Genomic DNA, 6,879 nt, shown 5'->3' on the forward strand with positions numbered 1-6,879 from the left:
TCTGACCTAGCTGACCTAGAATGATGGAATGCATCACGAAGATCAGCGTCCTCACAAGTTTATTTGGCCTCTCCAAGCAATGCCTTTGGCCAGAGCCATTAGCTTGAGCTATGCGCTTTTAATCGTCTATGTCAGCCTCAATCCCTTTGATTTCAACTTTGACAACGGGATTACTGCTTGGGCATGGTTGGACGCTCCTTTGCCCCGCTTTATTACGCTCTTTGACGTTTCAGTCAATATTCTGGCCTACATCCCCTTAGGATTTTTATTGGTCTTTGCCTGCTATCCACGTTGGCGTAATTTCGTTGCCCTGGGCATCGCCTTGAGTTTTAGTGCGGTATTAGCTTTTAGCGTCGAGTCATTGCAAACTTGGTTGCCCACTCGTATTCCCAGTCAAATGGATTGGTGGGCCAATGTCTTGGGTGGATTGATGGGTGGCCTATTGGCGATTCCCTTAGGGCCTCAGTGGCTGTCTGGTAGCGCAGTACGTCGGCGCTTTGACCAGTGGTTTGGTTTGAACTGGGCAGCTTGTGCCTTATTTCTGCTCTTTCCTTGGACTCAGATCTATCCCCAAAGTTCTTGGTTGGGAACTGGAGTGTGGGGTCATGCGATTTTTGCCTCAGTCGACTGGGGCACGATGGTTGTGAACCATTTCGTCCAAGAATCCATCATTACGGCGGTTTGTTGGCTCGGCACTGGGCTCCTGCTATCCCTGGGGATGCGTACAAAAGCACCTCAGTGGAAAATTTTAAATAGCCTGCTTTGCTTTACTGTTTTGGTCAAGATTGCCTTTACTGCATTGCAATTCGGGGCAGAATTTAGTTTTTCGTGGCTTACCGCAGGGGCTATTTGGGGGATGGTGTTGGGAACCCTCTTGCTTAGATGGACACTGCAATTACCTGTAGCCAACAAAACTTGGCTTGCAATTGCTTGCTTGGTCAGTGCCACCTTAGCAATTAATCTCTTGCCGGACAATCCTTATTTCATTCTGACATTACGACACTGGTACCAAGGTCGGCTATTACACTTTAATGAATTAATGCAATGGGTTTCCGTAGTATGGTTGCCATTAGCTTTGCTTTGGGTGCTGCGAAATAGAGCCACCTTTAATTTAAAACCTTGATCGAGATTTTTTATGAGTTTTAAGCACCATGTTTTTTTCTGTCTAAACCAGCGAAGTAATGGTGAAGACTGTTGCGGTCGCCATAATGCTTTTGCATTATTTGACTATGCAAAAAAACGCGTGAAAGAGTTGGGACTGTCTGGTCCTGGAAACATTCGCATTAATAAGGCGGGATGTTTAGATCGTTGCGCCGATGGTCCGGTAGCGGTGATTTATCCAGAGGGTATTTGGTACACCTTTGTAGACACTGAAGATATCGAAGAAATTATCCAGTCACATCTAATACAAGGGCGCCCAGTAGAGCGTCTGCAGTTGGCTTAAAAGATTTAGGAAAGTTTGTCTCATGAATAGCCGTACAAAAATAATTCATATTGATGGTGTTGTTGGTCAAATCGAAATGTCGATTGATCTTCCTGATGAATTAAAAAACAACCCTGATTTCGCAGTGAGGGGTTTAGCCTTGGTTGCACATCCCCATCCGCTAATGGGTGGAACAATGGATAACAAGGTTGCGCAAACAATGGCTCGCGCTTTTAATCAATTGGGCTACGTTAGTGTGCGCCCCAATTTTCGCGGAGTAGGTGCTACAGCTGGTGTGCATGATGACGGTGTTGGTGAGATGGAAGACTTACTACACGTCACTGATTGGATGCGCACACCTTCAAGTTGGAATCAATTTGAGGCCACCTCGCAACAGGCATGGGTGCAGACTGCAAATACTTTGCCTTTGGTAGTTTCTGGATTTTCATTTGGAAGTTTTGTCGGAACCCATTTGGTGCAGCGCTTAGCGGAGCTAGGGCGCCCAGCTGAGCGGCTCGTCATGGTAGGCAGCGCAGCTGGCAAGTGGGTCCTAGCACCTGTACCTGCTGATACGATTTTGATTCATGGCGAAGTAGATGAAACCATTCCCCTAATTGACGTTTTAGATTGGGCGCGTCCTCAAGAATTAACAGTGCAAGTGGTGCCAGGAGCGGATCACTTTTTCCATCGACGTTTACATTGCATTCGTAACATCATCACAGGCGCTTGGTTGGGCATGCCCGATCACCGTAATCAATAAAGAAAATTGAGAAAGAGAAAAAGACATGACTGAAGATAGAAAATCCCTCATTGAATATCCATCAGAGTTTCCAATTAAGGTGATGGGTAAGACCAATCCAGAATACCTGCCTGCAATCTTGCACATTGCTCGTCAATTTGACCCTACTCTTGATGAGAGCAAGGTTGAGCAACGATCTTCTAAGGATGGAAATTATCTCGGCATTACTTTGCCAATTACTGCAACCAGCCGTGAGCAGTTAGATGAGTTGTATCGCACTTTATCTACACATCCTTTAGTTAGCGTTGTCCTCTAAATTATTTGCATGAGTTTTTTAGTAAAACATTTGGGGGTGGCTGACTACGAGTCAACTTATCAAGCGATGCGGGATTTCACGCAGCAGCGAGATGGCGACACTTCAGATGAAATTTGGATTCTTGAGCATCCCCCAGTATTTACGTTGGGCTTGGCGGGGGATGCGGGTAACTTGCATTCCCCTAGCGATCAAATCTCGTTGGTACAGGTCGATCGTGGTGGTGAGATCACTTATCACGGGCCTGGGCAAATCGTGGTGTATCTACTGCTCGATCTGAGGCGTTTGGGGATTTTTGTAAAAGAGTTGGTCTCCCGAATCGAGCAGGCCTTGATTGATACCCTTGCCGAATTTGGAATTCAGGCGGAAAGACATGCTGGTGCGCCAGGTATTTATGTTGCTCGGGAGAGTGCAATGCCATTGGAGTATCAGGGTGCCAAGATTGCCGCTTTGGGCCTCAAGGTCTCCAAGGGGTGCTCCTATCATGGTCTTGCCTTGAACGTTGCTACTGATTTGACTGCTTTTGCCCGTATTCACCCATGTGGGTATGAGGGCTTAAGGACGGTGGATATGCAAACCCTTGGGATCAAGGACAATATAGACATTATTAGCCAAACCCTTTTAGGGCATTTGCAAAAGCAACTGACTTCATCATGACCACCAAAAAGCCGGATCTCGATATCACCGCCACTGGCAATAGTCGCCAGGACCTCAGCTATGACGCTTCACGTAAGCAAAAGTCGAGTGAGAAAACTGCGCGTATTCCAATCAAGATTGTTCCTTTGGAGCAAGTGCTCAAAAAGCCAGATTGGATTCGAGTCAAGGCTGCCTCTGGAAATTCCCGCTTCTCTGAGATCAAAAAGATTCTTCGTGAGAATGAGTTAGTAACAGTTTGCGAAGAAGCGAGCTGCCCCAATATTGGGGAATGTTTTGGTAAGGGCACTGCTACCTTCATGATCATGGGCGATAAATGTACGCGTCGTTGCCCATTTTGTGATGTGGGCCACGGTAGACCAGATCCACTGGATACCAAAGAGCCTGGCAATTTGGCGCGCACGATCGCTGCTCTCAAATTAAATTATGTTGTGATTACTAGCGTAGATCGCGATGATTTACGTGATGGTGGCGCCATGCATTATGTGGATTGCATTTCTCAGTCGCGAGATCTCTCCCCGAGTACGCGCATTGAGGTATTGGTCCCTGATTTTCGTGGTCGCTTAGATAAGGCTTTGGATATTTTTTCTGAGCATGCGCCGCAAGGTTTGCCTGACGTGATGAATCACAATTTAGAAACGGTTCCACGCTTATACAAAGAGGCGCGTCCCGGTGCTGACTACGCACATTCCTTAAAGTTGCTGAAGGATTTCAAAGAGCGCTTCCCGCATATTCCAACCAAGAGCGGTTTAATGGTTGGCTTGGGAGAAACTGACGAAGAAATTTTAGAAGTCATGCGCGATATGCGTGAACACAATATTGATATGCTGACTATTGGTCAGTATCTAGCTCCTTCGGGGCATCACCTGCCAGTTCGTCGCTATGTCCATCCCGACGTCTTTAAGCGTTTTGAAGAAGAGGCTTATGCAATGGGCTTCTCACATGCTGCCGTGGGCGCGATGGTGCGCTCAAGCTATCACGCTGATCAGCAAGCGCATGGGGCTGGTGTTGTTGTAAATAGTTAGAAGTTATTGCGACTATTTAATAGTTAATGCGATTATTCAATAGTAAGAGAAGCTTCTTATTTTGAATATTCCTTTTAATAACAATAACTTAATACGTGTTTTAGCCTTTCCAGGGGGTAAAACTAAATGGCGTATAAGCTGGTTTGGTGAGGTAGCCTTCCCCAATCGGATGATCAGAAGAAGGCAGCCTTCTGTATTGGTTCATCTAACTGCAGTCAAAGTCACTTCCTCGGGCCAAGAGACTGCAGGCTCCTTTCAAAAGTCGGCTTGGGTTTCTGTAGGCATTCTCCCTTCCTTGTATATTGGCGATATTTGGCAAGATGGCTATTTGCTAAAGCGAGCCAAAGATGACCTGGAGCAGTTTGCAGATATCGACATCAATACCAAAACAGCTAAATGCATTAAGGCTGGGTTTAGCTTAGAGGATGGCAGCTTCCTATTGCCCGTGGCTGAGTACCCTTGGCACATGGTCTCTACCCACTCTCATTGCATCTGTGTTGAGCTCCCTGCAGGTAAGAGGCTAATCATTCCCTGCATAGAAATTGCTCGGTTTTACTTTGGCTCATCTAGCAAGTTCTTTACTCAATTGTTTTTGCCACCGTTAACAAGGCAATCCTTGTATTCCAATCCAGTGTATGAGTCAAAGCTTGGCCGTTTAACGATTGACCTAGCTAATGGGATTTCTGGACGCTCTACAGCAGATATTGGCAGACTTTGCAGGGATCCGATTGCCTGGAAAAGTGCAGTAAGGATTGGCACCTCAATGCTCGATAAATCAAGATCAGGCCAGCCTTGCCATATTCAAACAATCTTCCCATTTGAAGGAAAAACCACGCTGCAGGTTTCAGGGCAATGGCTTTCATTGGGTGATGTGGCAAAGCAAACATTTATTGCTCATAGCATTCATTCTTGCAGTCACCCCTTTCCATTCAAGCAGATGCGCTACAACATGCAGACGGTGGCTTATGACCCAGTTAGCCCTGATCAGGCTGGTAGTCCAGGTATTCCTACAAGGTATATTGGGGCAAAAGCTGCCAAGGAAGTTGATTTAGTTGAAAAAGATGCTGGGCCTTTGGCTGCGAAGAGTCAGCTTTTTGATAGCGCCCCTCGATTTCCAGACTTGAGGCGCAAATATGTATATAGAGGCAATTCCCCAAAAAGACAGCAAGTCAATTATGTCAGCGCCAGTCAGGTGATTCAATCGATTACCCAAGGCGCTGTTGGAGATGCTGGATCCTCCCAGAGAATTAGGCCTATTGATCTAAGTCTTAATGAGGATCCAAATAGCTTACAAAAACAAGAGCCTCCTGAATTTTTGCTTGAGGCTGTTCGAGAGCTTAGCAAGGCGCCAGATAAATACAAGATTAACGTACTCACCCATGATGAGACGTGCGCCTGGACAGTGCCGGTGCCAATCATCTCAAATGAGTATGGCGAGATTCATGGTCAATTATTTATGCAAGGAGCTGATGGCGTGCAAAGAGTAAGGCGCGCTGCAGTGTTTTTAATTACATGGTCGATATTTCACAGGCATTTTATTGTGATTGAGGATGAGCCTGCGTATGCTGTCTCATTGGAGGCAAAGAGAAGATTTAGGGAAAACTATAAACCCAATCTGAATATTGCTTTGGGGGGTTATGTGAGAGGTACGCCTTATTTTAATTGGGCCGATAAGGCGATTGGTGGGCTTCATATCGCATATACAGCATTGCGACAATGGTTTTGGCGTTAAAAATATTGCTCGACCTAGTCCAAGGCGGTTGATGGCGTGCACAATTTAGCAGTTAGCTAACTTGGGTTTCCTTCGCAATTTCATAGTAATAGCCTTAAGTAGTCCATTTTTAATATTGAGCCAATTAGACATGACAAAGAAAACTTATGATCGTGATATTTTGGCGCTTGATAGTGTCGAGCTTGAGCAATTCGTGCTTGATTGGGTCTATTCAAAAAAATCTAAATATTTAGAGACAACGCGACTTTCTGGCGCTGGCGACCTTGGGCGAGATGTTGTTGGCTTCCTTTCCGAAAAAAAGCATGAAGGAGCTTGGCACAACTATCAATGCAAGCAATATGCCAAGCCTATATCTGTGGATTTAGCACTTCTTGAGGTAGGCAAAATTCTTTATTACGCCTTTATGGGTAAATTTACCGCACCTGCTGCCTATTTCTTTGTTGCACCTCGCGGCGTAAATCGAAATTTCGAAGACCTTCTTTTTAATCCAAGTCGATTCAAAGATAAATTAACTAATGAATGGGATGAGTGCTGTGCTGAGAAAATCATTAAAGGACAGCGCATAACTCTTGATTCATCCCTTGAGGAATTTATAAATGGGTTTAACTTTGCAGTCATCAAGAGAATAAATTTGAGCGATATGCTTATTGATCCATCAGTTGCACCGGTCCTTTTTAAGTGGTTTGGTTCTGATCCCGGTCCAGCACCAAAAGGCGCTGCTCCAGTTGCCATTCAAGGTGGCGAAATGAATTATGTTACTCAGTTGCTTGAAGCTTATGGTTGACCTGCGTTGAAAATTAGTACCACTCCAAAGTGGAGTGGTACTAAATTGACAGCGGTTCAGGCATGTCATTAGGGTAAAAGTAAGAAGTGGCCCCATTCCTTTGAACAGTTTCCCTCGATTTATAAGTGGATTCTCTACTCTGCTTAAGCCGCCTTTAATGCGGGCGGCAGGGTTTTAAAATACATCTCATCTGGAGTCATTCTATCAAG

Annotated in this window: 8 protein-coding genes; all 8 read left to right on the forward strand. The window is 45.4% G+C overall.

What is annotated here, in order from left to right; all coding sequences use genetic code 11:
- Nucleotides 1-28: 28 nt before the first annotated feature.
- Nucleotides 29-1,123: a VanZ family protein gene (locus ACIQZ3_RS01635; protein WP_397389831.1), complete on the forward strand. Its 1,095-nt coding sequence runs from the start codon at nucleotides 29-31 to the stop codon at nucleotides 1,121-1,123.
- Nucleotides 1,124-1,135: 12 nt separating this feature from the next.
- Nucleotides 1,136-1,444 (forward strand): (2Fe-2S) ferredoxin domain-containing protein, encoded by a 309-nt coding sequence (locus ACIQZ3_RS01640; protein WP_397389832.1) that lies wholly within the window; start codon nucleotides 1,136-1,138, stop codon nucleotides 1,442-1,444.
- Between the two features lie 22 nt (nucleotides 1,445-1,466).
- Nucleotides 1,467-2,183 (forward strand): alpha/beta hydrolase, encoded by a 717-nt coding sequence (locus ACIQZ3_RS01645; RefSeq protein WP_397389833.1) that lies wholly within the window; start codon nucleotides 1,467-1,469, stop codon nucleotides 2,181-2,183.
- A gap of 25 nt (nucleotides 2,184-2,208) precedes the next feature.
- Nucleotides 2,209-2,478: a YbeD family protein gene (locus ACIQZ3_RS01650; protein ID WP_397389834.1), complete on the forward strand. Its 270-nt coding sequence runs from the start codon at nucleotides 2,209-2,211 to the stop codon at nucleotides 2,476-2,478.
- Between the two features lie 9 nt (nucleotides 2,479-2,487).
- Nucleotides 2,488-3,132 (forward strand): lipoyl(octanoyl) transferase LipB, encoded by a 645-nt coding sequence (gene lipB / locus ACIQZ3_RS01655; protein ID WP_397389835.1) that lies wholly within the window; start codon nucleotides 2,488-2,490, stop codon nucleotides 3,130-3,132.
- Nucleotides 3,129-4,154 carry a lipoyl synthase gene (gene lipA, locus ACIQZ3_RS01660; protein WP_397389836.1) on the forward strand — a complete coding sequence of 342 codons (1,026 nt, stop codon included), beginning with the start codon at nucleotides 3,129-3,131 and terminating at the stop codon, nucleotides 4,152-4,154. Before lipB ends, lipA begins: the two co-directional genes overlap by 4 nt.
- A 61-nt stretch (nucleotides 4,155-4,215) precedes the next feature.
- Nucleotides 4,216-5,886, forward strand: coding sequence for a hypothetical protein (locus ACIQZ3_RS01665; RefSeq protein ID WP_397389837.1), 1,671 nt, complete (start codon nucleotides 4,216-4,218; stop codon nucleotides 5,884-5,886).
- Between the two features lie 115 nt (nucleotides 5,887-6,001).
- Nucleotides 6,002-6,670, forward strand: coding sequence for a hypothetical protein (locus ACIQZ3_RS01670; RefSeq protein ID WP_397389838.1), 669 nt, complete (start codon nucleotides 6,002-6,004; stop codon nucleotides 6,668-6,670).
- Nucleotides 6,671-6,879 lie beyond the last annotated feature (209 nt).

The organism is Polynucleobacter sp. (assembly GCF_044342855.1).
Taxonomy (GTDB): domain Bacteria; phylum Pseudomonadota; class Gammaproteobacteria; order Burkholderiales; family Burkholderiaceae; genus Polynucleobacter.

Coding starts and splice junctions, on each gene's coding strand:
- ACIQZ3_RS01635 (WP_397389831.1), top strand. CDS start 29: ATGCATCACGAAGATCAGCGTCCTCACAAGTTTATTTGGCCTCTCCAA.
- ACIQZ3_RS01640 (WP_397389832.1), top strand. CDS start 1,136: ATGAGTTTTAAGCACCATGTTTTTTTCTGTCTAAACCAGCGAAGTAAT.
- ACIQZ3_RS01645 (WP_397389833.1), top strand. CDS start 1,467: ATGAATAGCCGTACAAAAATAATTCATATTGATGGTGTTGTTGGTCAA.
- ACIQZ3_RS01650 (WP_397389834.1), top strand. CDS start 2,209: ATGACTGAAGATAGAAAATCCCTCATTGAATATCCATCAGAGTTTCCA.
- lipB (WP_397389835.1), top strand. CDS start 2,488: ATGAGTTTTTTAGTAAAACATTTGGGGGTGGCTGACTACGAGTCAACT.
- lipA (WP_397389836.1), top strand. CDS start 3,129: ATGACCACCAAAAAGCCGGATCTCGATATCACCGCCACTGGCAATAGT.